Origin of the sequence: Cryptosporangium sp. NPDC048952, assembly GCF_043197895.1 — a bacterium.
Taxonomy (GTDB): Bacteria; Actinomycetota; Actinomycetes; order Mycobacteriales; family Cryptosporangiaceae; genus Cryptosporangium.
Window position 1 is genome coordinate 577,100 of the sequence record NZ_JBICTY010000006.1, and the last position, 25,818, is coordinate 602,917.

25 protein-coding genes and 1 pseudogene are annotated in these 25,818 nt (G+C 69.9%); 9 read left to right on the top strand and 17 right to left on the bottom strand.

The genetic code is table 11. From position 1 onward, the window contains the following. Positions 1-117 precede the first annotated feature (117 nt). The 3 genes and pseudogenes from ACGFY5_RS33085 (at position 118) to ACGFY5_RS33095 (ending at position 3,390) form a co-directional block, all read left to right on the top strand. Positions 118-980, top strand: a pseudogene (locus tag ACGFY5_RS33085) (ECF subfamily RNA polymerase sigma factor, BldN family). A 256-nt stretch (positions 981-1,236) separates the two neighbouring features. Beyond that, positions 1,237-2,343 (top strand): DUF5667 domain-containing protein, encoded by a 1,107-nt coding sequence (locus tag ACGFY5_RS33090; protein WP_392726187.1) that lies wholly within the window; start codon positions 1,237-1,239, stop codon positions 2,341-2,343. 165 nt (positions 2,344-2,508) lie between these two features. Then, positions 2,509-3,390 carry an HAD family hydrolase gene (locus ACGFY5_RS33095; RefSeq protein WP_392726189.1) on the top strand — a complete coding sequence of 294 codons (882 nt, stop codon included), beginning with the start codon at positions 2,509-2,511 and terminating at the stop codon, positions 3,388-3,390. Here ACGFY5_RS33095 and ACGFY5_RS33100 read toward each other — a convergent pair. The 9 genes from ACGFY5_RS33100 to ACGFY5_RS33140 form a co-directional block, all read right to left on the bottom strand. Next, the gene (locus tag ACGFY5_RS33100; protein WP_392726191.1) at positions 3,387-3,575 is read right to left on the bottom strand and encodes a hypothetical protein; all 189 of its coding nucleotides are present in this window, start codon (positions 3,573-3,575) and stop codon (positions 3,387-3,389) included. The two genes, ACGFY5_RS33095 and ACGFY5_RS33100, sit on opposite strands and share 4 nt — an antisense overlap. A 10-nt stretch (positions 3,576-3,585) precedes the next feature. Beyond that, positions 3,586-4,770: a lysophospholipid acyltransferase family protein gene (locus ACGFY5_RS33105; RefSeq protein WP_392726192.1), complete on the bottom strand. Its 1,185-nt coding sequence runs from the start codon at positions 4,768-4,770 to the stop codon at positions 3,586-3,588. Between the two features lie 35 nt (positions 4,771-4,805). Further along, entirely contained in the window at positions 4,806-5,894 is a 1,089-nt protein-coding gene (locus ACGFY5_RS33110; RefSeq protein ID WP_392726195.1) for an NAD-dependent epimerase/dehydratase family protein, read from the bottom strand. A 21-nt stretch (positions 5,895-5,915) separates the two neighbouring features. Continuing rightward, complete coding sequence (locus tag ACGFY5_RS33115) at positions 5,916-6,014, bottom strand: 30S ribosomal protein bS22 (protein WP_003948845.1); 99 nt, start codon at positions 6,012-6,014, stop codon at positions 5,916-5,918. A gap of 470 nt (positions 6,015-6,484) precedes the next feature. Next, entirely contained in the window at positions 6,485-6,691 is a 207-nt protein-coding gene (locus ACGFY5_RS33120) for a helix-turn-helix domain-containing protein (RefSeq protein WP_035858397.1), read from the bottom strand. A 293-nt stretch (positions 6,692-6,984) separates the two neighbouring features. Further along, a complete protein-coding gene (proC, locus tag ACGFY5_RS33125; RefSeq protein ID WP_392726197.1) occupies positions 6,985-7,788 on the bottom strand; it encodes a pyrroline-5-carboxylate reductase in 804 nt (267 codons plus the stop codon). 13 nt (positions 7,789-7,801) lie between these two features. After that, positions 7,802-8,722 carry a proline dehydrogenase family protein gene (locus ACGFY5_RS33130; protein ID WP_392726199.1) on the bottom strand — a complete coding sequence of 307 codons (921 nt, stop codon included), beginning with the start codon at positions 8,720-8,722 and terminating at the stop codon, positions 7,802-7,804. 185 nt (positions 8,723-8,907) lie between these two features. Beyond that, positions 8,908-9,756 (bottom strand): sugar phosphate isomerase/epimerase family protein, encoded by an 849-nt coding sequence (locus tag ACGFY5_RS33135; protein WP_392726202.1) that lies wholly within the window; start codon positions 9,754-9,756, stop codon positions 8,908-8,910. 48 nt (positions 9,757-9,804) lie between these two features. Then, entirely contained in the window at positions 9,805-10,791 is a 987-nt protein-coding gene (locus ACGFY5_RS33140; RefSeq protein WP_392726203.1) for a hypothetical protein, read from the bottom strand. Positions 10,792-10,891: 100 nt separating this feature from the next. Between ACGFY5_RS33140 and ACGFY5_RS33145 the strand changes: the two genes are divergently transcribed. Then, positions 10,892-11,680: a hypothetical protein gene (locus ACGFY5_RS33145; protein ID WP_392726384.1), complete on the top strand. Its 789-nt coding sequence runs from the start codon at positions 10,892-10,894 to the stop codon at positions 11,678-11,680. On the opposite strand, the gene ACGFY5_RS33150 is transcribed toward ACGFY5_RS33145, so the two are convergent. Further along, positions 11,677-12,660, bottom strand: coding sequence for a helix-turn-helix domain-containing protein (locus ACGFY5_RS33150; RefSeq protein WP_392726205.1), 984 nt, complete (start codon positions 12,658-12,660; stop codon positions 11,677-11,679). The two genes, ACGFY5_RS33145 and ACGFY5_RS33150, sit on opposite strands and share 4 nt — an antisense overlap. A 109-nt stretch (positions 12,661-12,769) precedes the next feature. On the opposite strand from ACGFY5_RS33150, the gene ACGFY5_RS33155 reads away from it, so the two are divergent. After that, positions 12,770-12,955: a hypothetical protein gene (locus ACGFY5_RS33155; RefSeq protein ID WP_392726207.1), complete on the top strand. Its 186-nt coding sequence runs from the start codon at positions 12,770-12,772 to the stop codon at positions 12,953-12,955. A 9-nt stretch (positions 12,956-12,964) separates the two neighbouring features. Here ACGFY5_RS33155 and ACGFY5_RS33160 read toward each other — a convergent pair whose 3' ends face one another. Both ACGFY5_RS33160 and ACGFY5_RS33165 read right to left on the bottom strand, forming a co-directional pair. Further along, positions 12,965-13,645, bottom strand: coding sequence for a response regulator (locus tag ACGFY5_RS33160; protein ID WP_392726209.1), 681 nt, complete (start codon positions 13,643-13,645; stop codon positions 12,965-12,967). After that, positions 13,642-14,922: a sensor histidine kinase gene (locus tag ACGFY5_RS33165; protein ID WP_392726386.1), complete on the bottom strand. Its 1,281-nt coding sequence runs from the start codon at positions 14,920-14,922 to the stop codon at positions 13,642-13,644. Before ACGFY5_RS33165 ends, ACGFY5_RS33160 begins: the two co-directional genes overlap by 4 nt. 197 nt (positions 14,923-15,119) lie before the next feature. Here ACGFY5_RS33165 and phoU point away from each other — a divergent pair, with 197 nt between their 5' ends. Together phoU and ACGFY5_RS33175 are read left to right on the top strand one after the other, a co-directional pair. Beyond that, positions 15,120-15,770 carry a phosphate signaling complex protein PhoU gene (gene phoU, locus ACGFY5_RS33170; protein ID WP_392726212.1) on the top strand — a complete coding sequence of 217 codons (651 nt, stop codon included), beginning with the start codon at positions 15,120-15,122 and terminating at the stop codon, positions 15,768-15,770. Positions 15,771-15,787: 17 nt separating this feature from the next. After that, positions 15,788-16,486: an HAD-IA family hydrolase gene (locus ACGFY5_RS33175; RefSeq protein WP_392726389.1), complete on the top strand. Its 699-nt coding sequence runs from the start codon at positions 15,788-15,790 to the stop codon at positions 16,484-16,486. 115 nt (positions 16,487-16,601) lie between these two features. Here ACGFY5_RS33175 and ACGFY5_RS33180 read toward each other — a convergent pair whose 3' ends face one another. From ACGFY5_RS33180 to mshA, 5 genes are all read right to left on the bottom strand, one after another. Next, positions 16,602-17,357, bottom strand: coding sequence for a phosphoglyceromutase (locus ACGFY5_RS33180; protein WP_392726215.1), 756 nt, complete (start codon positions 17,355-17,357; stop codon positions 16,602-16,604). Positions 17,358-17,381: 24 nt separating this feature from the next. Then, entirely contained in the window at positions 17,382-20,312 is a 2,931-nt protein-coding gene (locus ACGFY5_RS33185; protein ID WP_392726218.1) for a discoidin domain-containing protein, read from the bottom strand. A 360-nt stretch (positions 20,313-20,672) separates the two neighbouring features. Further along, the gene (locus tag ACGFY5_RS33190; protein WP_392726221.1) at positions 20,673-22,277 is read right to left on the bottom strand and encodes an MFS transporter; all 1,605 of its coding nucleotides are present in this window, start codon (positions 22,275-22,277) and stop codon (positions 20,673-20,675) included. A 37-nt stretch (positions 22,278-22,314) separates the two neighbouring features. Then, positions 22,315-22,809, bottom strand: coding sequence for a YbjN domain-containing protein (locus tag ACGFY5_RS33195; RefSeq protein ID WP_392726224.1), 495 nt, complete (start codon positions 22,807-22,809; stop codon positions 22,315-22,317). 8 nt (positions 22,810-22,817) lie between these two features. Next, on the bottom strand, positions 22,818-24,077 hold the full coding sequence (gene mshA, locus ACGFY5_RS33200; protein ID WP_392726227.1) for a D-inositol-3-phosphate glycosyltransferase: 1,260 nt from the start codon (positions 24,075-24,077) through the stop codon (positions 22,818-22,820). A 164-nt stretch (positions 24,078-24,241) separates the two neighbouring features. Here mshA and ACGFY5_RS33205 point away from each other — a divergent pair, with 164 nt between their 5' ends. Together ACGFY5_RS33205 and ACGFY5_RS33210 are read left to right on the top strand one after the other, a co-directional pair. After that, positions 24,242-24,991, top strand: a complete 750-nt coding sequence (locus ACGFY5_RS33205) for an SDR family oxidoreductase (RefSeq protein ID WP_392726230.1) — start codon at positions 24,242-24,244, stop codon at positions 24,989-24,991. Continuing rightward, positions 24,988-25,785: a class I SAM-dependent methyltransferase gene (locus tag ACGFY5_RS33210; protein WP_392726232.1), complete on the top strand. Its 798-nt coding sequence runs from the start codon at positions 24,988-24,990 to the stop codon at positions 25,783-25,785. The genes ACGFY5_RS33205 and ACGFY5_RS33210 overlap by 4 nt, the downstream gene beginning before the upstream one ends. The last annotated feature ends 33 nt before the right edge of the window (positions 25,786-25,818 follow it).

Here is a 25,818-nt window from a genome sequence, read left to right on the forward strand (position 1 = left end):
GCAGGCGGGACGGTGCGCGGATTCCGTGGGCGCGCGGTGCAATGTCGGTTCCGCGTGCGGACGGAGATGCGGACAGCACTCCGACCGTCGCGCTGCCGCTGCCCGCGCTGCCGACGAGTGGCACGGCGGCCGCGCCTGCGCTCCCGGCCCAGCCGGGAGCGGAGTCCGACGCGCCGACCGCTGAGCCGCATCGAGCCGACCCGCGCCCCAACCGGCCGGGGCGGCCGAGCTCCCGTGCGCTGCGCAACCCGGCTCCACGTCGACCCGTCGACGCGGAGACCTCCGGCGACGTCGTCGTCGGCCACCCCGGCGGCGGCAGCGGACCGGGCCCGGACGACCCCGACCAGCGCAATTACGTCCCCCGTCCGACCCGCGGCTCCGGCCGTGGCCGGGCGACCGTCACCGCACCCGAGGTCGACGACGAGGACGTCTGGGAGCTGGTGCGGCAGGCACAGGCCGGCGATCCCCAGGCGTTCGCCCGGATCTACGACAGGTACTTCGACACGGTCTACCGGTACATCTCGTACCGGATCGGCTCTCGGACCGTGGCCGAGGACCTGACCAGCGAGGTTTGGCTGCGTGCGCTGCGACGGATCGGCAGCGTGACCTGGCAGGGCCGCGACCTGGGCGCCTGGCTGGTCACGATCGCCCGCAACCTGATCGCCGACCACTACAAGTCGGCGCGCGCCCGGCTGGAAGTGACCACCGCGGACATGCTCGACGCCGACGACGAGGCACCGGGGCCCGAGGGCCGCCCGGAGGCCGAGGTGCTCACCCGCCTCGACAACGCCACGCTGCTCGACGCCGTGCGCCGCCTCAACCCCGAACAGCAGGAGTGCATCACCTTGCGATTCCTCCAGGGGCTCTCGGTCACCGAGACGGCCCAGATCATGGGAAAGAACGACGGCGCCATCAAGGCACTCCAGTACCGGGCGGTCAGAACGCTCGGCCGACTGCTTCCGGAGGGATTCACGCCGTGAACCGGCTCCGCCCCGTAACCCGCGGACGGCGCGTCGCGTTATCCGGGATGCCGAGGCAGTCGGTTCCTCGGTCCGGTATCGCCGGAACGTGGGGGGCGGAGAGGAGGTGCCCACGGTGATGTTGAGCCCAGCGGAACGCCGTCGGGCCCGGGACTTCAACGCTCGGATGACGGCGCGCCGAGGCAGTCGGGCAGTCGATCACCCCGGGCGCTCGCGACATACCGGCCAGCACGCAGCGCCACCGCACCCCGTCGGGGTGCACCGGGCAGCCGAGGACGTCACGGACCTGGTGCAGCTGGCCGAACGACTCTCGAGCGCCGGATCGCAGGTCCGGCCGGACGACGAGTTCCGCGACCGGCTGCGCCAGCGCCTGATCGCGGTGGCGTCGGTCCACGGCATCAACGCCGAGCCGGGTTTCCGGCCGCCACCCCCGGTGGACGCCGAGCCCGGATTGCTCCACCCGCTCCCCGGTTCCCGGCGCCGGGTGCCCCGCCGCGTGACGGTCGTCAGCGGCACGCTCGCCGGGTTGGTCGCGCTGTCCGGGGTCGGGTTCGCCAGCTCGAACGCGAACCCCGGAGACGCGCTCTACGGCGTCAAACGCAGCCGGGAGACCGCTCAGCTCACGTTGGCCCGCTCGGCCGTCGCTCGCGGCCAGCTCCACCTCGAGTTCGCGCGCAACCGCCTCGCCGAGGCCGCGGCCGCCACCCGCGACCAGCGCCAGCTCGACCGCCTGCTGAACGACATGGACAGCGACACCCGGCTCGGAATGAACGACCTGGGTACCGCAGCCGCCACGCAGCACCACCCCGCGCCGCTCGACCTGGTCGACGAGTTCGCGCTCGCCCAGCACCGCGAGCTGAGCGTCCTGGCGAACGCCGGCACCACACTGCCACTCGCCGCGCAACGGATCCGTACGTCGCTCGCGCTGGTCGACCAGATCAGCAAGCGTTCGGTCGACCTACGAGGTGTGCTGCGCTGCGCCGATCCGCTGACTGTCGACGGGCTGGGCCCGCTCCCGCGCGAGTGCGTGGACCCGCCGGCCGAAGAGACCTCACTCCCGTCGGAGGAGCCGACGACGTCGTGGCCCACCCGGCCTCGATCCAACGGCTACAACCGGAGGTCCCGGACGCCGAGCCCGGAACCGTCCGAGAGCGCCGCCGGCACGACGGCCGCCGAGGACTTCGACCCCTCCAAGGCCGTCGAGAGCATGGTTCCGCAGTCCGGTAGCGGGTTCCCGACCCCGATGTCCGGGTCACCGATCACGCCACTGGTCGGGTCCGTGCACGACACGATCGACAGCGTCGGACGAAGCCCCCTCGGAAGCGGGAACGCGGGCCCACTCGGAAGCAGAGAAACGGACTAGTTCGACCGCCCCGGGCGTTCATTCAGTGGGCGTGCACGGCTCACGTTCTGTTGCCCCGGTCGGCACAGAGCGGGGAATGCGGCCGCCTCTACACTGGGGACCGGCCGCCCCGTTCGCACGCCCCGGGGTCGACAAGGCGTTTCTGCACGTCAGTGGAGGTAGCGAGTGATCACGCTCACCCGACGCGGTCGCGCCCACCAGGACGCTCTCGCCGTGGTGGCCGGTGCTGCGAGCGCAGCCGCGGCCGAGGTCGAAGCGCCGACAGCAGTCACGCCCGACCTGGGTGCCGCCGCGTTCTTCGACGTCGACAACACGATGATCGCCGGCGCATCGATCTACCACTTCGCCCGGGGCATGGCCGCGCGCAAGTACTTCAGCAGCCGTGACCTGCTCGGATTCGCGTTCCAGCAGGTCAAGTTCCGGATGTCCGGGGTCGAGGACGCCGCCAACATGGTGACGGCCCGCCAGGCCGCGCTCGCGTTCGTCGCCGGGCGCGAGGTCGACGAGATCGTCGGCCACGCCGAGGACATCTACGACGAGGTCATGGCCAAGCGCATCTGGTCGGGCACGCGTGCGCTCGCCCAGATGCACCTGGACGCCGGTCAGCGCGTCTGGCTGGTCACCGCGACGCCGGTCGAGCTGGCGAACATCATCGCGCACCGGCTCGGGCTCACCGGAGCTCTCGGCACCGTGTCCGAGATCGTCGACGGCAAGTACACCGGCCGGTTGGTGGGCGAGCCGCTGCACGGCCCGGCGAAGGCGGAGGCGGTGCTCTCGCTGGCCCGCCGCGAAGGGCTCGACCTGTCCCGCTGCACCGCGTACAGCGACTCGGTGAACGACGTCCCGATGCTCAGCACGGTGGGCACCGGCGTGGCGATCAACCCCGACTCGGCGCTCCGGCGCGAGGCGCGCGAGCGTGGCTGGCAGGTGCGTGACTACCGCACGGCACGCAAGGCCGCCAAGGTCGGAGCTCCGGCCGTGGCCGCCGCCGGCGTGATCGCCGGCGGCGTGGCCGGAACGTTGGCGGTCCGCCGCAAGATCGCCTAGTGGCTCGTCGGGCCCTGGCCGCCGCTGTCCGGGGTGGGACGCTCGTCGTCGTCCTCGGACTCGCGGGCCTGGATGACTTCAGCCAGCGCGTCGCCGCCGGTGGGGTCGTCGTTCTGCCCGTCGCCCGAGTAGGTCGCCATCGCCCGGCGGCGTTCTTCGTCGGTCACTCCTGTGCTTTCACTCATGCGGAGCCGGTTACCCAAAGACGGACGGACGACGCATCAGCAACTGGTACAGCATCTGCTGGATCGTCTCGCGCACCTGGTCGGTCAGGTTGAACACCTGCATGGGGTCGTCCGCGCCCGCCGCCAGGTCCGACGTCTCGATCGGCTCGCCGAACTCGATGTACCACTTCGACGGCAGCGGCACCGCGCCCAACGGGCCGAGCCAGGGGAACGTCGGCGTCAGCGGGAAGTACGGCAGCCCGAACATGCGCGCGATGACCTTCGCGTCGCCGATCTTCGGGTAGATCTCCTCGGCGCCGACGATCGCGCACGGGATGATCGGGGCCTTCGTCGCGAGCGCCGCGGACACGAAGCCGCCGCGGCCGAACCGCTGCAGCTTGTAGCGCTCGCTGAACGGCTTGCCGACGCCCTTGAAGCCCTCCGGGAACACGCCGACGAGCTCGCCGCCGGACAGCAGGCGCTCGGCGTCGGGCTGGCAAGCCAGCGTACTGCCGGACTTGCGGGCCAGCTCGCCCACGAACGGCATCTGGAACACCAGGTCGGCCGCGAGCAGGCGGAGTTTGCGCGCGGCCGGGTGGTGGTCGAGCAGCCCGAGCTGCAGCATCGTGGCGTCGATCGGGATCGTGCCGGAGTGGTTCGCGACGACCAGCGCGCCGCCGGTGTCGCTGACGTGTTCCAGGCCCGAGATCTCCACCCGGAACCATTTTTCGTAGAGCGGGCGGAGCGCGGGGGCCAGCACGGACTGGGAGAACTCCGGGTCGAAGCCGAACTCGTCGGTCTCGTACTCCCCGGTCAGCCGCCGCCGCAAGAACGCCAACGTCCCAGCGATCCGCCGATCCCACTGATCCTCGACGCCCGCCGCGGACGCCGCCGATGCCGAGGGCGCCGCCGCGCGGCGGCCTTCAGTGGGCGCCGCCGCCGATGCGGCGGGCGCCGCGGGCGCGGCCGTGCCGCGGTCCTTCGCAGTAGCCGAGGGCGCGGCGGGTGCTGCGGGCTTCTTGGCCGGCGGCCGCACGGCCTTCTTCGCGATCTTTTTGGCGGGGGCCTTGCGCGGCGCCGGCTCCGCGGCGACCTCCACGGTGACCTTCTCGTCCGCGGTACCGGCGTCGGCGTTGGCGGTGACGCCCTCGTCCGTGGACACCACGGGCTCAGCCTTGTTGCCACCGTCGAAGGGAATGATCTGGGCGTCGGGCATCTGCGGGCACTCCTTGCCGAACCAGGGGTCTCGCGCTAGCGGGAACGGACCGACTCCACGAGCCTGCGCGCCGCCGACCAGCGCGTCCTGATCATCCGCTCGACCGCTGCGAGATTGTCGGCCGACAGCACGGACGCCAGGTCACTACCCCGTACGAAGTCGTCGAACGCAGTAGCGGTCGAGTACGCCGGGGTGAACCCGAACTCCTGCTGCAGCCGGGTGATGTCCACGACCCGCCCGTAGGTGAGCAGGCGCGTCTGCTCGGGCGAGAAGTCGATCGAGCCGGCCTGCCGGACGACCATGCCCAGATAGGGCGCGGTGATCGACGGCACCGGCAGTGGCACTCGCCCGGCCCGGCGGATCGCCTGCGAAAGCAGCAGCGACCCCGGCCCGGCGACGTTGAACGTGCCCGGGTGGTCCTCGCAGACGGCCCGGGTCAGCACGTCGAGGCCGTCCTCGACGTGCAGGAACTGCAGGCGGGCGTCGAAGCCCAGCACGGTGGGCACCACCGGCAGCGCGAAGTAGCGCGCCAGCGGCGTGTCGATCCGCGGGCTGAGCATGTTCGCCAGCCGCAGCGTCGTGACGATGACGTCCGGGCGTCGCCGGGTGAAGCCGCGGACGTACCCCTCGACCTCGGTGGCATCCTTGGCGTAGCCGCTCGGGGGGCTCTGCTTCGCCTGGATGCTTTCGGTGAACACCGCCGGGTCGCGCGGGGAGGCTCCGTAGACGGCCGTGGACGAGCGTACGACGAGCTTGCGGACCGTCGGGGCCTTCTGGCACGCGGCGAGCAGCTGCATCGAGCCGATGACGTTCAGCTCTTTCATCGACGCCCGACCGCCCAGACCGGCCGGGGTCGCGAGCACACTCATATGGACGACGGTGTCGACACCGGCGTCCGCGATGACCTTCGCGATCAACGGGTTGCGGATGTCGGCTCGCACGAACTCCGTGCGGCCGATCCGCTCAGCGGTTTCCGCGTCGGGTGCCACCGTGTCGACCCCGAGGACCCGTTCGATACCCGGGTCGGCCGCGAGACGAGCGGCCAGCCGACTCCCGAAGTATCGGCTGACGCCGGTGACCAAGGCGACCCGGGGCAGCCCCGGCGGTCTTTCCTCTGCCGGCATGCTGCCTCCCCGGGTGCGGGCCTACTTCTTGTTGCGACGCTGGACGCGGGTCCGCTTCAGGAGCTTGCGGTGCTTCTTCTTCGCCATCCGCTTGCGGCGCTTCTTGATGACCGAACCCATACGACTTCCTCAATGTTCTACGACGACGACAGTAAGACGGACCCCCACCTTATCCCGAGCCGCCTCACCCAGCCCGCCCGGGCTCCAGGCGTTCCTGATCGAGCCCGCAGCCCGCGTGTCGAGCGCCGCAGGCGCGAGCGCGTGTCGAGCGCCGCCAGGCGCGAGCGTCTGAACCTGGAGCCCGCTCAGGGTGTCGCTGGCAGTCGAGCGCGCCGACGTCGTGACCTTTGGCCTGCTGTCCGGCGTCGGCGCGCTCGCCTGTCAGCGTCGCCCTGAGCGGGCCGCCCACAACGAAAAAAGCCGGGGCGTTGAGGGAAAGGGGGTCCCTCGTGCGCCACGGCTCTTCTCGTGGGTGGTGTGCGCCACCGGTGGTGGTACACCTCACCCGGTCAGGTCAGGTCCTCTGCTCGGAGCGGAGGAAGCAACGGACTCCCCGGCCGCTGCGTGCCCCTCTCCGGGCAAAGCCGTCACTAGGCGGTGTCGGTGAACGCGTCGCGAAGATATTCGTGAACGGCACGCTCGGGCACACGGAACGAGCGCCCGACCCGTACTGCGTTCAGCTCGCCGGAATGCACGAGCCGGTACACGGTCATCTTCGAGACTCGCATCAACGTCGCCACCTCAGCGACGGTGAGGAACCTAACGTCGGACAGATTGGACGGTCCTGCTACTGCCATACGACCCACCTCACCCGGGCACGTATCGGGTGCCGGCTTCCCCTCCGGCACGGTGGTCACGCACGTGCTCTTAGTAGAGTAACGGTGCAAGTGGGAGCGAGCGACACTCTCAGCAACTCTGTCCATGCTGATCGCAACATTGGACATGGTTTCGCCCAGGTATGCCCCACTTTAGACCGACGCGATTCATGTTTTGTCACGTCCCGGACGGCCCAATCCGTCCCACCATTTGCACGAGCCGTCCGCCAATCGGACCCCAGCGCTCCCGCGAACCCCACGAGACACGGTGGGCGTCAGTACAAATGTCCAAGTTCGACACTGCGGTTCCGGGCGGCTTCGATGGCGTCTATCAGGGCCGCGCGGACGCCGTGCCGCTCGAGTTCACGGATCGCGGCAATCGTCGTGCCGCCGGGCGACGTGACCGCTTCACGCAACTGCACCGGGTGGGTCCCGGCCTCACTGAGCATCTTCGCGGCACCGAGTGCACTCTGGACGATCAGGTCCGCCGCGACGTCCCGCGGGATCCCGAGCAGGATCCCCGCATCGATCATCGCCTCGACGAGGAAGAAGAAGTACGCGGGCCCCGACCCGGACAGCGCCGTGACCGCGTCCTGTTGCGACTCCGGCAACCGCCGGACCTTCCCCACCGGCCGCAGCAGCGCCTCGGCGGCAGCCAGGTGCTTCTCCTCGGCGTGCGCACCCCCCGAGACGACGCTCATCGCCTCGTCGACCAACGCCGGCGTGTTCGGCATGACCCGGATCACCGGGACGCCGTCAGCCAGCCGCTGCTCGTAGTACTTCGTCGGAATGCCCGCCGCGACCGACACCACGAGGTGATCGGGTGTCACCACCGGCGCCAGCGAGTCCAGCAGCACCCCGACGTCCTGCGGCTTCACCGCGACGATCAGCGTCCGCGCGTGCGCCACGGCCTCGGCCGGCGCTACGGCCCGCACCTGGTACTTCTCAAGCAGGAACGCCGCGCGCTCCTCGTACCGCTCGACGATGACGATCTCCTCCGGGGTGCGCCCGGCCCGGCGGAGACCGGAGAGCAGCGCCTCGCCGAGCTTGCCGGCACCGAAGATCGCCAACGTGTCCACAGGTAGAGCCCTTTCAGCGAGAAGAAACCAACGACCGGGCGAAGAGCGCCAGATACGCCGGACGCTCGGCCAGGCGGCGCATCAGGTACGGGTACCAGTCACGTCCGTACGGCAGGTAGATGCGGACGGTGTAGCCGGCCCGCGCCAACCGACGCTGCTCGTCCGGCCGAACGCCGTGCAGCATCTGGAACTCGAACGTGTCGGGCGTGCGGTCGTACCAGCGCGCCCGCTCCTCCCCGATCGCGACCAGCCGGGGGTCGTGCGTGGCCAGCATCGGATAGCCGTCGCCGGCCATCAGCACGTTCAGGCACCGGACGTAGGACCGATCGACGTCCAGCGCGGTCTCGAACCCGACCGACTCCGGCTCGGCGTACGCACCCTTGCACAACCGCACCCGGGACCCGGCGTGGGCCAGCTCGCGGCAGTCGGTCTCGGTGCGCCGCAGGTAGGCCTGCAGCACCGCACCCGTGTCGGGGTAGTCCTCGCGCAGCGCGCCCAGCGTGTCGAGCGTGTGGTCGGTGGTGGTGTGGTCCTCCATGTCGAGCGTCACGGTGGTACCCACCGCGGCGGCCGACTGGCAGATCTTCCGGGCGTTCTCGGTGGCGAGCCGGGGGTCGAGACGTTGGCCCACCGCGGAGAGCTTCACGCTCACTTCAGCCGGCGGCGCGATGTCCGCGGCGGCGAGCGCGTCGAGCAGCGCGCAGTAGGCCGCGGTGGTCGCTGCGGCGGCCGCTTCGTCCGAGGTGTCCTCGCCGAGCCGGTCGAGCGTGACGGCCAGACCGTCCGCGATGAGCTCCCGGCTGACCTGGACCGCGTCGTCGACCTCGTCACCCGCGACGTACCGCGCCACCAGGCTCTGAGCCACTGACGCGTTGGTGAGAAGGCGTTCGACGGCCGGGGTGCGGGCCGCCGCGAGGATCGCCGTTCGAAGCATGGCTGGAGCCTAACGTGGCCTCGTGAGAGGGCTCGGAAAGACCAACGCCCCCGGACGGGTGGGTATCCCGGTCCGGAGGCGAGGTTGGGGGCGCCTTGGTGAGGCTCCCCAAAAAGAGTACGAGCGTCCTACGTAACGCGCACGCAATCGGGGTTCATTGTCGCAATATGTGAGATGAAGAGAACTCACACTGCGCCGAGATGCGCAGCCGGAGCCGCTGGCGCGGCGAGGTGGAGCCGCGCGAACGCCAGCGACTCGGCCAGGTCGGCCTCCCGCTGCTCGCGGTCCATCCCCCGGGTGCCCACCTCGACCACCACCGAGCCGCTGAATCCGCGGGCGGCCAGCCGCTCGAGCACGGTGCCGCACGGCTGGTCACCGCGGCCGGGCACCAGGTGCTCGTCCTTGATCAGGCCGCCGCCGTCCGCGAGGTGCAGGTGCGCGAGCCGGCCACCCATCCGGTCGAGCATGGCCAGCGCGTCGGTGCGCGCGACAGCGGTGTGCGACGTGTCGAGCGTGAAATGCTGGTACGCCCCCGACGTCGGATCCCAGTGCGGCGCGTACGGGATGAACTCCCTACCGCGCGCACGCAGCGGGAACATGTTCTCGACAGCGAACTTCACCGCCGTGTCCTCGCCGAGCTTCCGGATGCCGTCGACGAAGTTGCGCGCGTACTCGCGCTGCCAGCGGAACGGCGGGTGGACGACGACGGTGTCACCGCCCAGCTTCTCGGCGGCCTCCCGCGACCGCCGCAGTCGTTCCCACGGGTCTGCACTCCAGACGCGCTGGGTGATGATCAGGCAGGGTGCGTGCACCGACAGGACCGGCATCGAGTACTTCTGCTGCAGGTCGCGCAGTGCGTCGAGATCCTGGCTGATCGGGTCGTTCCAGACCATTACCTCGACACCGTCATAGCCCAGCGCGGCAGCGAGCTCGAACGCTGCCGGGGCAGTCTCTGGGTACACCGAGGCGGTGGAGAGCCCGACTTTCGCGGCCGGAACCCGAACCGTCTGCGGTGTGTCGCCTTCCCTGGTCACTCCATCCAGAGTAGCCCCCGGTCGTCAGGACCGACCGCCCCGTGCCGGTCAGGCGTTGACGGGCTCCTGATCGGCCACGACCTCGGGAAGGGACGGATCCTGGATACCGCTGTCGAGCCAGTCGAGACGCTGCAGGATGACTCCTTCGCGCAGTGCCCACGGGCAGATTTCGACAGCGGCCAGGTCGAGCCGGCGCATCGTGGCCTCGGCGACCACCGCACCGGCCAGCAGCTGGTGTGCCCGGCCCGCACTGACACCCTCGATCTCGGCGAGGTCGGTGGCCGGGATGCGCGAGATGAACTCGATGATCTGGCGCAGGCCGTCGATCGTCAGCGTGCGGCGGACCCGCGGCCCGGCGGCCGACGGCGCGGCGCCCGAGAGGCGGGCCAGCGTCCGGAACGTCTTGGACGTGGCCACGGCCCGATCGATGTCCCCCGCCTGCGACACGCTCTCGGCCACCGGATCGAGCTCACCGTCGACGTAGTCGCGGAGCTCCACGATCTGCTTGCGCTTCGGCGGATCGTCGGAAAACTGCTCGCGGGTGAGCCGACCCGCCCCCAGCGGCACCGACAGCGCCAGCTCGGGGCTTTCGTCGACACCCACCGCGATCTCCAGCGAGCCGCCGCCGATGTCGAGGCACAGCAGGCGCCCGGCCGACCAGCCGAACCAGCGCCGGACCGCGAGGAACGTCAGCCGCGCCTCGTCCTCGCCGGACAGGACGGACAGACCGACGCCGGTCTCCTTCCGCACCCGCTCCAGCACCTTCTCGCCGTTGCGTGCTTCGCGGATGGCCGACGTCGCGAATGCGAGCAGGTGATCGACGCGGAGCCGACGGGAGGCGTCCTTGGCCGAGGTCACGGCGTCGAGCAGTGCGTTGGCGCCCTTGTCGGAGAGCTTGCCGCTGCTGTTCACCGCCTCGGCGAGCCGCAGCACCGACTTCTCGGAGTACGCCGGTGTGGGATGACCCCCTCGCCGGGCGTCGACCACCAGCAGGTGCACGGTGTTCGACCCGACGTCCAAAACCCCCAACCGCATACCTGAACGCTACGCCCTGATTCGTGTCGACTACGGCCTCGTCACCCACTGTTCATCAGCGCCGTAGGCTGGTTTCGTGGCGCACACCGTGGAACTCCCGATGCCTCGGCCGCGTGACGCGGAGGTCGGGCTCGACTTCCCGCGCGAGTGGCTGGAACTGACCGATCCGGCCGACCCCGAGCACGTGGTCAAGGCCGATCTGACCTGGCTGCTCTCCGATTGGACCTGTATCTACGGCGCCGGCTGCCACGGGGTGGTGGAGGGCCGCGCGGAGACCGGCTGCTGCAGCCACGGCGCCTTCTTCACCGACGACGACGACGTGGAGCGCGTCGCGAAGTTCGTGAAGCGGCTGGGCCCGGCGGACTGGCAGTTCTACCGCAAGAGCTCCCCGAAGCACTGGACCGAGCGCGACTCGGTCGGCGACGAGGACGACCGGCTGCGCACCGCCGTCGTGGACGGCGCGTGCCTGTTCCACAACCGCGAGGGCTTCCCGGGTGGCGCCGGGTGCGCGCTGCACGCGCTGGCGCTGCGGGAAGGCCGGCACCCGCTGGAGACCAAGCCCGACGTCTGCTGGCAGCTGCCGGTGCGCCGGGAGCAGGAGTGGGTGACGCGGCCCGACGGGAGTCAGGTGCTCGTCGACACGCTCGGCGAGTTCGACCGGCGCGGGTGGGGCGAGGGTGGGCACGATCTGCACTGGTGGTGCACGTCGGCCCCGGAGGCGCACGTCGCCGCGGATCCGCTGTACCGCACGTACGCCCCCGAGTTGATCGCGCTGATCGGCGAGAGCGCGTACGCCGAACTCGCGCGCCTGTGCGAGGCCCGTGCCGCCCGAGGCCTCATCGCACCACACCCCGCCACCGTCGAAGCCTCCCGCGCCGCAGGCGCTTAGGCGGCACCTTCGTCGGGGCACTCCGACGCGGCCCGGAACGCCCGCCGGTAATCCCGGGGCGGCACTCCGCGCCGCCGCACGAACTGGTCACGCAGTGCGGCGGCGGTACCGAAGCCGACCCGCTTGGCGACCTCTTCCACCGGCAGGTCACCGCCCTCCAGCAGCTCCTCGGCCCGGTGCAGCCGCTGCGCCAGCAGCCAGGCGCGCGGCGTCGTGCCGGTGGCCGCCCGGAAGTGCCTGGCGAAGCTGCGCGGGCTCATCAACGCCTTCGCCGCCAGCACCTCGACGGTGAGCGACTCGTGCAGGTTCGACCGCATCCAGGCGAGCACCTCGACCAGCCGGTCGGAGTCACCGGCCTCGGGCAGCGGCGAGACGATGTACTGGGCCTGGCCCCCGTCGCGGTGCGGCGGGATCACCACCGAGCGCGCCAGCGCGTTCGCCACCCGGGCGCCGTACTCCCGGCGCACCCAGTGCAGGCACAGGTCGAGCCCGGCGGCGCTGCCCGCCCCGGTGAGCACTCGCCCCTCGTCGACGTAGAGCACGTCGGCGTCGATCGTGACCGAGGGGAACGCGTTGGCGATGAACGCCGCGTTGTTCCAGTGCGTCGTCGCCTTGCGTCCGTCCAGCAGACCGGCCTTCGCGAGCACGAACGTGCCCGAGCAGAAGCCCATCAGCGTGGCACCGCGGTCGTACGCCCGGCGCAGCGCGTCGAGGTAGGCGGGTGGCAGCGGGGCCGAGAAGTCCTCCCACGGCAGCGCCAGGACCAGGTCCGACTCCTCGATGCGGCTGACGTCTCCCTCGAGGTGGATCGTGGCGCCGTACCGGGTGCGGATCGGGCCGTCCTCGGCCGGAACGATCGCGAAGTCGAACTCGGGCATGCCGATGTCGGTGCGGTCGTAACCGAAGACTTCGGTGACGATGCCGAAGCTCAGCGCGCCGATCATCCGGGGGGTGACGCCGGTGACGATCATGGCGTCCATGATGGCAGTTTTCTTGCGCTCAGCGTAACCCTGTCATTGGCAGTTTTCTTTGCATGGCGGTCATAGTTGCCACTCACGCTCGGAGCACCGTCGGCGAGACGCTTTTCGCATGTTCGCAATCGACTGCCACCACCACGGCGCACGCACCCTGGCCAGCACCGACGACATCCGCCGCTACGAGAACACCGACCACGGCATCGTGCTGGAGGTGGAGTGCTGGTGCGGCGGGATCGTCACCGTGACCACCGGCCGCACCGCCGCCGCGGCCCCCGTCCTCACGGGAGCCGCGGCGTGAGAAAGAGGATCAGGCCTCGAACTTGTAGCCCAGGCCCCGCACCGTGACGAGGTACGCCGGGGCGCTGGGCGAGGGCTCGATCTTCGCCCGCAGCCTCTTCACGTGGACGTCGAGCGTCTTCGTGTCGCCGACGTAGTCCGCGCCCCAGATCCGGTCGATCAGCTGTCCCCGGGTGAGCACCCGACCCGCATTGCGGAGCAGCATCTCCAGCAGCTCGAACTCCTTGAGCGGCAGCGCGATGTTCGCTCCGTTGACCGTCACCGTGTGCCGGTCGACGTCCATCCGCACCGGGCCGGCCTCGAGCGTCGCGGGGGACAGCTCCTCCGGCTCGGTGCGGCGGCGCAGCACCGCCCGGATCCGGGCGACGAGCTCCCGCGGGGAGTACGGCTTGGTCACGTAGTCGTCGGCGCCGATCTCCAGGCCGACGACCTTGTCGATCTCACCGTCGCGGGCCGTGACCATGATGATCGGCACCGTCGAACGCGCGCGGAGCGTCCGGCACACCTCGGTGCCCGACAAGCCCGGCAGCATGACGTCGAGCAGGACGATGTCGGCGCCCGCCCGGTCGAACTCGGTCAGCGCGTCCGGCCCGGTGGCGGCGAGCCCGACCTCGAATCCCTCCTTGCGGAGCATGTAGGACAAGGCGTCAGAGAACGACTCCTCGTCTTCGACCACCAGAACTCGGGTCACGCTTCACCTCTCGCTACTGCTGTGGGACTTGCTGTGGAGCCCGCGTCGGCTTCGTCGTCATCGTCGGCTTCAGGGCCTGATAACTCGGCCACACGGCGGGAAGTGGGCGGCTCGGCGTCTCCGCCGGAGAATTCAGCGAGGCCGTCGAGGTCCTCGATCGCGTCGAAGTCCTCGAACCCCGGCGAGTCGCAGCCCGGATCGGGCAGGCGGATCGTGAACGTCGACCCGGAGCCCTCGACGCTCCAGACGTCGACGCTGCCGCCGTGGTTGGTGGCGATGTGCTTGACGATGGCCAGGCCCAGGCCGGTTCCGCCGGTCGCCCGCGAACGGGCCGGGTCGGCGCGGTAGAAGCGCTCGAAGATCCGATCCAGGTCGGCTTCGCCGATCCCCATGCCCTGGTCGGACACCGAGATCTCGATCAGGTGCCCGCGGCGCCGGGTGCCGATCGCGACCCGGGTGCGCTCCGGGCTGTAGGTCACCGCGTTCTCGACGAGGTTCGCGATGGCGGTGACCAGCTGGTTCTCGTTGCCCTCGACGACCAGGCCGCGCTCGCCACCGGACACCACGGTGATCGTCTTGCCCTCGGCGAGGGTCCTGGTGCGGTCGACGACCTCGGACACCACGCTGTCGACCGGCACGGCGACCGGCTCGGGCAGGGGGTCCGCGCCCTGCAGCCGGGAGAGCTCGATCAGCTCCTGCACCAGGCGGCCGAGCCGGCCGGACTCGTGGCGCATGCGGTGGGCGAACCGCTGCACGGCCACCGGGTCGTCGACGGCGTCGAGCAATGCCTCGGACAGCAGCGAGAGCGCACCGACCGGCGTTTTGAGCTCGTGGCTGACGTTCGCGACGAAGTCGCGGCGGACGTTGGCCAGCCGGTGCGACTCGGTGACGTCTTCCACCTGCATCACGGCGTGGCCGCTGACGCCGAGCGGGGCGGCCCGGACCCGAACCCCCAACGGTTCCAGGCCGCGCCCGCGCGGCAGCTCCACCTCGGTCTCGCGCACCTCGCCGATCTGTCGGACTTGCCGACTGAAGGCGCGGAGTACCGAATGTCCGATCCGACCGTCCCGGACAACCCCTAGCCTACGTGCCGCAGGGTTCGCGAGCACGACATCATCGCGGGGATCTAGAACAACTACGCCGATTCCCAGCCCGTCGAGGCTCCGGCGGGCCAGATCGAGGTCGAGAGCGGCGATCGGTGACGGCGCCACTTCCGGTTGCGTTGGCCGCCTCTGCAGGGCGAACACGGCAAACCCCACCGCTGCACCGAGCAGCACAGCGGGGACGCCGACCAGCAGCGCCGTTACGAGATCCACGACTTCGATCGTAAGTTGCCCCAAGTCCGCAGTGACCTTAACGTGACCTCCTGACCGAAATCTGCGGCTGGTGTTCACCCGAAAGCCGCTCAACCTTCAGTCGATCGACACTGTCGGGGAAAGCCGAGCCGACGCCCCAGCCGCTAACGTCACGACGTATGCGCGATTCCTTCCACGGCGAGCTCTCGAAGATCAACGAGATTCTCGTCCGGATGACCGACCTCGCGCGTGTCGCGATGGATTCGGCCACCACCGCGCTGCTCACGTCCGACCTTCGGCTCGCCGAGACGGTCATCTCCGGTGACGCCCAGATCGACGCGCTCCACCGCGAGTTGGAAGAGCGCTCGATGGACCTGCTCGCCCGGCAGCAGCCGGTCGCCGTCGACCTGCGGACGATCATCGGCGGCCTGCGGATGGTCTCGTCGCTGGAACGCATGGGTGACCTCGCGCGCCACGTCGCGACGATCTCGCGGATGCGGTACCCGGATTGTGCCGTCCCGGACGAGTTGAAGCCGATCTTTGCCGAGGCGGCAGCGGTCGCCGACAAGCTCGTCGTCAAAACTCGGGACGTCTTAGTCGAGCGAGATGTGTCACTCGCGGCGGAGATCGTCAAGGACGACGACCGGATGGACGAGCTGCACCGGGAGCTTTTTGCCCGAGTTCTGGACGACAACTGGGCCCACGGCATGGAAGCCGCGATCGATGTGACCCTTCTGGGGCGCTTTTACGAGCGTTACGGCGATCACTCGGTCTCGCTGGCCAGGCGAATGGTGCAACTGATTACGGGTGTGCTGCCGGCCAGCGCCTGAGGAAGAATGCGGTCGTGATGGCCGCACGCACTCCCCTGGATCACCTCGCTCAACCGGAGACCTGGTCGACGACGCTCGCCGGCATCCTGTTCGATCTCGACGGGACGCTGGTCGACTCCACCGCGGTCGTGGAGCGTCAGTGGGCCACGTTCCTCGCTTGGTACGGGCTGCCTGCCTCGGCGCTGCCGAAGCAGTTGCACGGTAAACGCGCCGAGGACCACATTCGCGGCATGCTCCCGGCCGACCAGGTCGCCGACGCCGCGGCCCGGCTCGCCGCGCTCGAGGCCAGCGATCTCGCGGGCGTACGAGCCGTCACCGGAGCCGCCGCGCTGATCGACGCCGTCGACGGCGTCGTGCCGTGGGGAATCGTCACCAGCGGGACGCTCGCGGTGGCCACGGCCCGGCTCGCCGCGGCCGGCCTGCCGACGCCGAGCGTCCTGGTGACCGCGGAGGACGTCCGGGCCGGTAAGCCCGACCCGGAGCCGTACCTGACCGGCATGGAGCGGCTGGGCGTCGGCGGCGCTGTCGTGGTGTTCGAGGACGCACCCGCCGGGATCCGCTCCGGCCTCGACGCCGGCTGCCCGGTCGTTGCGCTCACCACGTCCCACCCCGCCGATGACCTCGGCGAGGCGGACGTCGTCGTTCCCGATCTGACCGCGGTGGCGCTCACCGCGCCGGCGAAGGACGACAGCGCCGTCCTCACCGCCATCCAATAAACGGCGGTGGAGCCCGCTCAGGGCAACGCTGCCGATCGGGCGGCAGGACGCCGCGTATAAGTGATACTCAAGTCCTGCCGCCCGCTCGGCAGCGTTGTTCTGAGCGGGCCGTGCACTACCGGCCCTGGTTGGCTACTGCGGCGACGGCGGCTTTGGCCGCGTCGGGGTCCAGGTAGGTGCCGCCGGGGTTGGTCGGCTTGAGGTTCTCGTCGAGGTCGTAGCGCAGCGGGATGCCGGTCGGGATGTTCAGCCCGGCGATCGCCTCGTCGCTGACGCCGTCGAGGTGCTTGACGACCGCGCGCAGCGAGTTGCCGTGCGCGGCGACCAGCACGGTCTTGCCCGCCTGCAGGTCGGGGACGATCGAGTCGTACCAGTACGGCAGCGCCCGCTCGAGCACGTCCTTGAGGCACTCGGTCTGCGGCCGCAGCTCCGGCGGCAGCGCCGCGTACTGCGCGTGGTCGAACTGGGACCACTCGTCGTCGCGATCCAGCGGCGGGGGCGGGGTGTCGTACGAGCGACGCCAGAGCATGAACTGCTCCTCGCCGAACTCCTCGAGCGTCTGCTTCTTGTTCTTGCCCTGCAGGGCACCGTAGTGCCGCTCGTTCAGCCGCCAGCTCCGCGTCACCGGGATCCACAGCCGGTCGAGGGCGTCCAGCGCGATGACCGACGTCCGGATGGCCCGGCGCAGCACCGACGTGTGCAGCACGTCGGGCAGCAGCCCGGCCTCCTTCAGCAGCTCACCGCCCCGACGCGCCTCGTCCTCGCCTTTCGCCGTGAGGTCGACGTCGACCCACCCGGTGAACAGGTTCTTCGCGTTCCACTCGCTCTCGCCGTGGCGGAGCAAAACCAGGGTTCCGATCGCTGCACTCATGCCTCACAGCCTGCCAGACCTGGCCTAACCCTCCGCTTGCACCACCGAGATGGAGTAGGGCGGGAGCGAGACCGTCGTCGACTGCTGGCTCGTCTTGGTCGGGGGGACGCTCTTCTTGGGTTCGCCGGCGTTGTCCGCGGCGTCCCCGGGATCCCAGTCGTAGTTGTCGCTGGAGTACTGGTACATGTCGATCGGACCGCTGAGGTCACCGCCGCGACCCTCGACCTTCACCTTCACCGTCTTCTTCGGGTCCTTGTTGATGAGCATCACCGAGACCTTGCCGTCCGGCCGGCGCACCGTGTAGGCCGTGACCTGCGGGTTCCCGTCGGGCAGCTTCAGGTCGGACTCGGTCTTGAGCACCTGGTGCTTCTCGTTACCGGGCTTCACCCAGTGCCGGGTGACCAGCTGCGCCGCGAAGTACCCCACGACCGGCCGGATCTTGAAGTCCTCGTAGAACTGCAACAGCATGAGGTTGCCGTAGGTGTTGCACTTCTCGCCTTCCTTCTCCTGGAAGGACCAGTTCGGCTCGAGCCCGTAGTAGTAGCTCGTGTGGCCACCCTTGGCCAGGAACATCGCCGCGGTCTCGACGTTGACGATCGCGCCGGGGAACTCCACCTCGACCTCACCGGCGAACGACGAGTAGCCGTACTCGGTGATCACCATCGGGATGTCCTTGGGCAGACCGTGCTCGTACTGCTTCTCGATGATGTCGTTGAACAGCTTCGGGTGCTGCGCGATCTGCTCGTTGTGCTTCCCGCAGACGTCGTCGAACGGGTACCACTCGAACGAGAAGAAGTCGAAGTCGTCCATCCGCTTGTTCGCCGTCAGGTACTTCACGAACCGGCTGGTCCAGGAGTTGTCGCCGCTCTTGTCCCGCCAGTGGATCCAGTCCGGGAGCACGGTCTGGTAGCCCGGTCCGCCCATCTGGACGTCCGGCGCCACCTTCTTGATCGCGTCCGCGACCTGCATGTAGAGCTGCCCGTAGTCCTCCGGCGTGGCCAGCTGACCGTCGGGCTCCTCCCCCATCTCCACCTGGAAGAACGGGAACTTCTTCTTCTTGAGGTACGAGACGAGCGAGGCGGCGTCCTCGGGAATGCCGTAGAGCACCGGCACCGGGATCATCATCGGCTCGTTGTTCGTCAGACCGCTGGCGTAGGTGCGCTCGAAGCTGGCGTGCTCGTAGTTCTTGTCCATGTCGGTGGCGCGGTGCCACGGGTCGGTGGACGAGACCCACGTCGGTGACTGCTGCTGGTCCTTGCGGTGCACGATGTGGTCGACGAACGAGCCGTCCTTCGTGTACCCGATCGACAGTTCACGCACCGAGTAGCCGAGCCGGTCGCGGATGTCCCCGCTGTCGGGTCCGGTACCGGAGGCCTCCGACAGCACGATGCGGACGAACTGCGCGTCCATCGGGGTGTCGGACACCGTCACGGACTGCTTGCCACCGGTGCCGGTCACCTCGCCGACCGGGAAGTCTTTCCAGTTCGCCGTCGGGTGGGCGGGGTGGATCGCGTCGTTGCTGCCCGACCAGTACTGGACCCGGAACTTGGTCGCGTACGAGTCGCCCCAGTTGATCGTGATGTCCTGCACCGGCTTCGCGTAGCCGAGGCCGATCATGATCCACTGCTCGTGCTCGGTGCTCGGCTTCTTCGTGAAGTGCGGGTCCAGGTAGGGGTTGCTCTTCCAGAAGCTTTCCGGGTCGCCGTCGGTCATCTTGGCGAACGCGTCGTTGTTCGCCTGGTCGATCGTGTTGCCGCGGCGCGGCAGGTTGTAGCCGTAGGAGACGCCCGCGTCCTTCGTGACGACGTCGCTGGAGGTCCAGTAGCCCTCCTTCGCACCCGGGTTGCTCCAGGTGCCGACCGGGTTCCAATGCCAGGCCTTCACGCCGAGCTCGGTACGGAGCCGGTAGCTGATCGAGCCCCAGCCGGCCGACTTCATCGCGGTGATGTTGTTCGGCGTCCAGACCTTGTCGATCTCGCCGCCCTCGAGGCCGTCGACGCCGGCGCCGAGCTGCTTGTGCGGCTGGAACTCCTGGATGACGTCACCCTGGCCGAGGCCGACGGTGACCGTGCCGTCGGCGGAGCCGGAGAGTAACTGGAACGGCGGGCGGACGTGGCTGTCGGCGGCCATCAGAGCGAACACGACGAGCACGGCGGCCAGTGAGATCAGCTTCGGACGCTGCCACAGCGGGCGGGCGTCGGCGATCTTCTTGCTGCCGTCGCGGCCACGGCGGTGGGTGGGCCCGATTGCCGGGTCGGCGGCGCCCAACTGCGTGTCGACGACCGGCATGCCGCTGCCGGTGGCGGCGGCGCCTGCCGACCAGCCCAGCTCGGAGGAGCCCTGCGGTTTGGCCGGGCCGGCGGACCAGCCGACCTGCGCCGGTCCCGCTCCGGCGGGAGACGGTGGCGCGGAGGCGGGGCGCGGAGGTACGGGCATGCCCGAGACCGGGCGCGGAGGGCCCGGGAGGCCGGACACCGGACGCGGAGGTACCGGCGGTGCGGAGGCGGGGGGTGCGGACGGCACCGACGGGACGGCCGAGACCGGGCGGGCCGGGGAACCGTAGGTCGTGCCGTAGGTGGTGCCCTGCGGCTGGGGCGGCGGCGGAGGCGGAGTGACCGGCGGCGGGGGCGGCGGCGGCGAGTACCGGCCGTCGTCGCGGTAGTCCTCGTACCGGCCGCGGTCGTCGTACCCGCCCCGGTTGTCGTATCCCCCGCGGTTGTCGTAGCCGTTACGCGCGTCGTACTGCCCGCGGTCGTCGTAGCCGTTACGCGCGTCGTACTGCCCGCGGTTGTCGTAGCCCCCGCGGTCGTCGTAGCCGTTACGCGCGTCGTACCCACCGCGGTTGTCGTAGCCGCCGCGATCGTCGTAGCCGCCGCGGCTGTCGTACTGACCGCCGCCCTGGTAGCCGGAACCAGACTCGTACGGATCGGCGTCGTACTGGTACTGCTGTGGCATCGGCGGTGGAGGAGGTGGAGTGGAACGCTGACGTGCGTCCTCGTCCGACTGGCCGTCGTGGTTCCATGCACCACGCCCGCCGCCGGGACCGTAATGACCGCCCTCGTTCACGCTGCTCCCCGTTGACCGGCAGGGCAACTGACCACCGTTACCCCGTCAGGCGCGATCGTAGGCAGCGCACGCCGCCGTGAAATCGGTGTTCCATCCCGCAAATCAGGTCACACCGAACACGTCTGGCTCAAACTTTTACGCGTTAGCTAAGCATCGTTTAAGAGAACTCACAGGATCGCGGTTCGGTCCCACGAATTAGCAGTAAAACCCCGAATCATCCTTTCATGCGACCGAAAAGCGTTCCTGAGATCAAACAGTCGCCCCGTCCTCCGAAGGTTCCTCCGCAGCGTCGTCCGGCTCCGACCGTCCCGGCCCAGCGGCGTCCGCGTCGCTAGCCCGCCGCCGCGGCAGGAACAGCACCGCGACGATCGCGCCGAGCCACGCCACCACCGCTGAACCCACGGCAGTCAGGTGCATGGCGTCCACAAAGGCGTCTTTGGCGGCGTCGACCAGCGCAAGGGCGTCGCGGGCCGACGACGGAGCGGAAGCGACCAAACGGCCGGCGGCCTCGAGCGCGCCACCGATCGACTCCCCCGCGCCGTCGCGGGCGGACGCCGGGAGGACGTCGACGGCGTCGCCGAGGTTGGAGCGGTAGGACGCCGACAGCAGCGAACCCATGATCGCGACGCCGAGCGCGCCGCCGACCATCCGGACCGTGTTGTTCACCGCCGACCCGGCGCCGGCCTTGTCCCGCGGCACCGCGGACATCACGGCCTCGGTGGCCGGCGCCATCGCGTTGCCCATGCCGAAGCCGAGCGCGAAGACGATGATCTCGATGACCCAGATGGGGGTGTCGCGGCCGACGAACGTGTACGCGCCGAGCGCCAGCCCGACGAGCGTCATGCCGAACGCGACGACGATCCGCGTCCCGAAGCGCTGAGCCATCTTCGCCGAGCGTGGCGCGGCGAGCGCGATCCCCACCGCCACCGGCACGACGAGCAGCCCGGCCTGGAGCGGCGAGTAGTCGCGCACCGCCTGCCAGAAGTAGGCGAGGAAGAACGTCGCACCCTGCATTGCGAAGAAGACCAGGCCGATGCTGACCGCTCCGGCCGAGAACGCGGCGTTGCGGAACAGCGTCACGTCCAGTGACGGGTGGCTGCTGCGTGCCTCGACGAACACGAACAGCGCGACCAGCGCGATCCCACCGAGGATCGGCCCCAGCACCGCGAGCGAGCCCCATTCGGTGGTCTCACCGCCGTGGATGATGCCGTACACCAACAGCGACAGCCCGGCGATCGAGAGCAGCACCCCGAACGGGTCGATCCGCCCCGGCGACGGGTCCTTCGACTCCGGCACGACGAGCGCGATGGCGACGACGCCCACCAGCACGAACGGGACGTTGACCAGGAAGACCGAGCCCCACCAGAAGTTCTCCAGCAGGAGCCCGCCGGTGACCGGTCCGATCGCGATGCCGATTCCGGAGAAGCTCGCCCAGATGCCGATCGCCTTGCCGCGCTCGGACGGGTCGAAGACGTTCGTGATCACCGAGAGCGTCTGCGGCTGGACCAGCGCAGCACCGATGCCCATCAGCGCGCGGGTCGCGATCAGCTGGCTCGGCGAGTCGGCGAACGCCGAGGCCACCGACGCCAGGCCGAAGATCACCATGCCGACGATCAGGAACAGCCGACGCCCGAACCGGTCGCCGAGCACTCCGGCGCTGAACATCAGACCGGCGAACACCAGCGTGTACGAGTTGATCGCCCATTCCATCTGCGACTGGGTGGCACCCAGGTCGGCCTGGATCGTCTTGAGGGCGACGTTGAGGATCGTGTTGTCGAGAATGACGACGAGCAGGCACACCACCAGCACGCCGAGAATCAGCCAACGGCGGCGATGCACGGTCTGAGCGTCCACATCGCGGACGTTACTGCCAGTTTCTTGTGCCCTGCAACTAGTCGGTCCCGGCCCAGTCCGCGAACGCCTCGAGGTTCTGCAGGGACTCGCCCCGCTTCACTCGCCAGGCCCATTCGCGCCGGATCGCGCTGGGAAATCCGATTTCGAGCATCTGGTTGAAGCTGCCGTCGGAGTACTCGAGCACCGCGCCGAGGATCCGGTCGAGCTCGTCCTCGGTGATCGACGAGAGCGGCAGGCGCCCCGTGAGATAAACGTCACCGGCCTTGTCGACGCTCCACGAAACCCCGTACATCCGGGCGTTCTTCGTCAGCAGGTAGGAGTACAACTCCTCCCGGTTCTCGTCCGGGTGCCGCATCACGAACGCTTCCACGCGCAACGAGTGGTCGCCGATGACCAGGTTCGCCAGCGTCTTCTGCTTGCGTGTTCCGGGCAGCGTGACGACGAAGTCGCCGTTGGGCGTCCGCTCGTAGTCGGCCTCCCGATCCTTCAGAAAGGCTTCGAGGACGGCGGTCAGCTCTTCTTTTGTCGCCACGAGACCTCCTAGACGGGGGTCAGATCGACCCGACGCTGGCGCATTGCGGCACGGTACCCGTCCAGAAGTCCGTCAGCCGTGCGCTGCCAGGAGAATCGTGCGGCGTGCAACACACCGCCGCGACCGAGCGCACCCCGGTACCGCGGTTCGGCGATCAGCCGGCCGAGCACGCGGGCGTAGTCACCGGGATCGTGCGAGTCGACCAGCACGCCGGAAGCCCCGTCGGCCACGGCGGTCCTTAACCCACCGACCGACGCGGCGACGACCGGCGTCCCGCACGCCTGCGACTCGACCGCGACCAGCCCGAACGACTCGTTGTGGCTGGGCACGACAGTGACGTCCGCGGCGCGGTAGAGCTGCCCCAGCTCGTCGGGCGGGATCGGCGCGAGGAAGCGGACCAGGTCGGAGACGCCGAGCGAGGCCGCGAGCCGCCGCAGCGCGGCCGGCTCCTCCATGCCGTTGCCGCTCGCACCACCGCACACCACGACGGTCAGCGACCGCCGCAGCGAGGGGTCGTTCGCGACCAGTTCGGCAGCGGCCTTCACCAGCAGGTCGGGTGCCTTCAGCGGTTGGATCCGCCCGACGAACAGCAGCACGGTGCCGTCCTCCGGCAGTCCGAAGCGCCGCCGTGCGACGCGCCGGTCGCCGGGCTGGAATCGTGCGAGATCGACGCCGGGCAGCACCGTGGCGACGCGGGCGGCGTCGGCGCCGTAGAGCTCGACGAGCTGGCGCGCCTCTGCGGGAGTGTTCGCGATCAGCAGGTCGGAGTCGGCGACCACCTGCTCCTCGCCGAGCACCCGGGAGGCAGGCTCGGGCTTGTCACCGTCGGCCAGCGCCGCGTTCTTCACCTTCGCGAGCGTGTGCGCGGAGTGCACCAGCGGCACGCCCCAGCGCATCCGGGCGAGCGCCCCCACCTGCCCGGAGAGCCAGTAGTGCGAGTGCACGAGGTCGTACCAACCGGGTTCCTGGTGCGCCTCGGCCTCCAGCACCGCGCCGGAGAACGCGCACAGCTGACCGGGCAGTTCGTCGCGGCCCAGGCCCTCGTACGGGCCAGCGGGGACGTGCCGCACCAGCACGCCGGGCGTCATCTCGACGATCGGCGGGAGGTCCGATGACGTGGCCCGGGTGAAGATCTCGACCTGCACACCCGCTGCCGCGAGGCGCCGGGAGACCTCCGCGACGTAGACGTTCAATCCGCCCGCGTCGCCCGTTCCTGGCTGGTCTAGCGGAGAGGTATGGAGGGTGATCGTGGCGACCCGCCGTGGCAACTCTTGTCCGTTTCGCTGCCGGCGAGACCGAAATGACACCCGTGACTCCTCCCGAACTACTTCGACTTCCCCGCAACCCGACCCTACGTAACACTCTCGACTTCAACTATCTTCCGGGCACCGCCACGTGACCTGCGGCACCGGACATGCGGCAGGATCGGGGCATGGACAACCCCCGGCCGGTCGCAGTCGTCACCGGCGCCAGCAGTGGAATCGGAGCCGCGAGCGCCCGGCGGTTGGCCGCTGAGGGCTTCCACGTCGTGCTCGGTGCTCGACGCAAGGACCGGTTGGACGCGCTCGCCGCGGAGATCGACGGGACCGCGCTGCCGCTGGACGTCACCGACGAGGCGTCGGTGGCCGCGTTCGTCGAGGCCGTGCCCGGTCCGGTGAAGGTCCTGCTCAACAACGCCGGCGGCGCGAAGGGCCAGGAGCCCATCGAGGTCACCGACCCCGCCGACTGGCAGTGGATGTACGAGGTCAACGTCATCGGCACGCTGCGCGTGACGAAGGCCCTGCTGCCGGCGCTCAAGGCCGCTGACGACGCGATCGTCGTGCTGATGTCGTCCACCGCCGGGCACGGCGTCTACGAGGGCGGCGCCGGGTACACCGGGGCCAAGCACGCGATCAACGCGTTCGCCGAGACGCTGCGCCTGGAGCTCAACGGGTTGCCGATCCGGGTGACCGAGATCGCACCGGGCATGGTGAAGACCGAGGAGTTCTCGACCGTCCGGTTCGCCGGTGACCAGGCCCGCGCCGACAAGGTCTACGAGGGCGTGGCGGAGCCGTTGTCCGCCGAGGACGTCGCCGACTGCGTCGCGTGGGCCGTGACGCGGCCGAAGCACGTGGACATCGACCTCCTCGTGGTGCGGCCCGTGGCGCAGGCATCGAACTACAAGGTGCACCGGACTCGATGAAGAAAGCGCCTCGGCTGGCGGCGGGGCGCGCCCGCGCGCTGGGGCTGCCCACCCGCGGCACCACGAATCCCAACCGGCTGCGCCGGATGGACCGGTGGCTGGTCGACACGCTGCCGCTGCCGCCGGCGCCGCTGGTCGTCGACCTCGGGTACGGCGCTTCGCCGGTGACGACCGTCGAGCTCTACGGACGGTTGCGGTCCCGCTGTCCGGACGTCCGGGTCGTCGGGTTGGAGCTGGACGCCGAGCGGGTGGCCGCGGCGGCGGACGCGGCCGAGCCGCCCGCGCTGACGTTCCGGCGCGGGGGGTTCGAGTTGGCGGGGCTGCGCCCTGCGGTGGTGCGTGCGGCGAACGTCCTGCGCCAGTACGACGAGGCGGCTGCCGCCGACGCCTGGCGCACGCTGTGCGGTGGCCTCGCGCCGGACGGCGTTCTGATCGACGGCACGTGTGACGAGTTGGGCCGCGTCGGTGGGTGGGTGACGCTCGGGCCGGAGGGGCCCCGGACGCTCACGTTTGCAGTGCGGGTGGCCTCGCTCGACCGGCCGTCGACGCTGGCCGAGCGCCTGCCCAAAGCATTGATCCACCGGAACGTGCCGGGTGAGCGCGTGCACGCGCTGTTCGTCGCGTTCGACGCCGCGTGGGACGCCGCCGCGCCGATGGCCCCCTTCGGCCCCCGCCAGCGCTGGGTCGACGCGGTGTCCCGCCTCGCCGCCGACGGCTGGCCGGTCCTCGGCGACCGCCGCCGCTGGCGCCTGGGCGAGCTCACGCTCCCGTGGGCCTGCGTCGCCCCGCTCTGACCACGGCCGCCGCCCTGCCCACGGCCGCCGCCT

Excerpts from the sequence above, each read along its gene's own strand:
- ACGFY5_RS33100 (WP_392726191.1), bottom strand. The coding sequence starts at position 3,575 with ATGAGTGAAAGCACAGGAGTGACCGACGAAGAACGCCGCCGGGCGATG.
- ACGFY5_RS33105 (WP_392726192.1), bottom strand. The coding sequence starts at position 4,770 with ATGCCCGACGCCCAGATCATTCCCTTCGACGGTGGCAACAAGGCTGAG.
- ACGFY5_RS33110 (WP_392726195.1), bottom strand. The coding sequence starts at position 5,894 with ATGCCGGCAGAGGAAAGACCGCCGGGGCTGCCCCGGGTCGCCTTGGTC.
- ACGFY5_RS33115 (WP_003948845.1), bottom strand. The coding sequence starts at position 6,014 with ATGGGTTCGGTCATCAAGAAGCGCCGCAAGCGGATGGCGAAGAAGAAG.
- ACGFY5_RS33120 (WP_035858397.1), bottom strand. The coding sequence starts at position 6,691 with ATGGCAGTAGCAGGACCGTCCAATCTGTCCGACGTTAGGTTCCTCACC.
- ACGFY5_RS33130 (WP_392726199.1), bottom strand. The coding sequence starts at position 8,722 with ATGCTTCGAACGGCGATCCTCGCGGCGGCCCGCACCCCGGCCGTCGAA.
- ACGFY5_RS33140 (WP_392726203.1), bottom strand. The coding sequence starts at position 10,791 with ATGCGGTTGGGGGTTTTGGACGTCGGGTCGAACACCGTGCACCTGCTG.
- ACGFY5_RS33145 (WP_392726384.1), top strand. The coding sequence starts at position 10,892 with ATGCCTCGGCCGCGTGACGCGGAGGTCGGGCTCGACTTCCCGCGCGAG.
- ACGFY5_RS33150 (WP_392726205.1), bottom strand. The coding sequence starts at position 12,660 with ATGGACGCCATGATCGTCACCGGCGTCACCCCCCGGATGATCGGCGCG.
- ACGFY5_RS33155 (WP_392726207.1), top strand. The coding sequence starts at position 12,770 with ATGTTCGCAATCGACTGCCACCACCACGGCGCACGCACCCTGGCCAGC.
- phoU (WP_392726212.1), top strand. The coding sequence starts at position 15,120 with ATGCGCGATTCCTTCCACGGCGAGCTCTCGAAGATCAACGAGATTCTC.
- ACGFY5_RS33175 (WP_392726389.1), top strand. The coding sequence starts at position 15,788 with ATGGCCGCACGCACTCCCCTGGATCACCTCGCTCAACCGGAGACCTGG.
- ACGFY5_RS33180 (WP_392726215.1), bottom strand. The coding sequence starts at position 17,357 with ATGAGTGCAGCGATCGGAACCCTGGTTTTGCTCCGCCACGGCGAGAGC.
- ACGFY5_RS33185 (WP_392726218.1), bottom strand. The coding sequence starts at position 20,312 with ATGCCACAGCAGTACCAGTACGACGCCGATCCGTACGAGTCTGGTTCC.
- ACGFY5_RS33205 (WP_392726230.1), top strand. The coding sequence starts at position 24,242 with ATGGACAACCCCCGGCCGGTCGCAGTCGTCACCGGCGCCAGCAGTGGA.
- ACGFY5_RS33210 (WP_392726232.1), top strand. The coding sequence starts at position 24,988 with ATGAAGAAAGCGCCTCGGCTGGCGGCGGGGCGCGCCCGCGCGCTGGGG.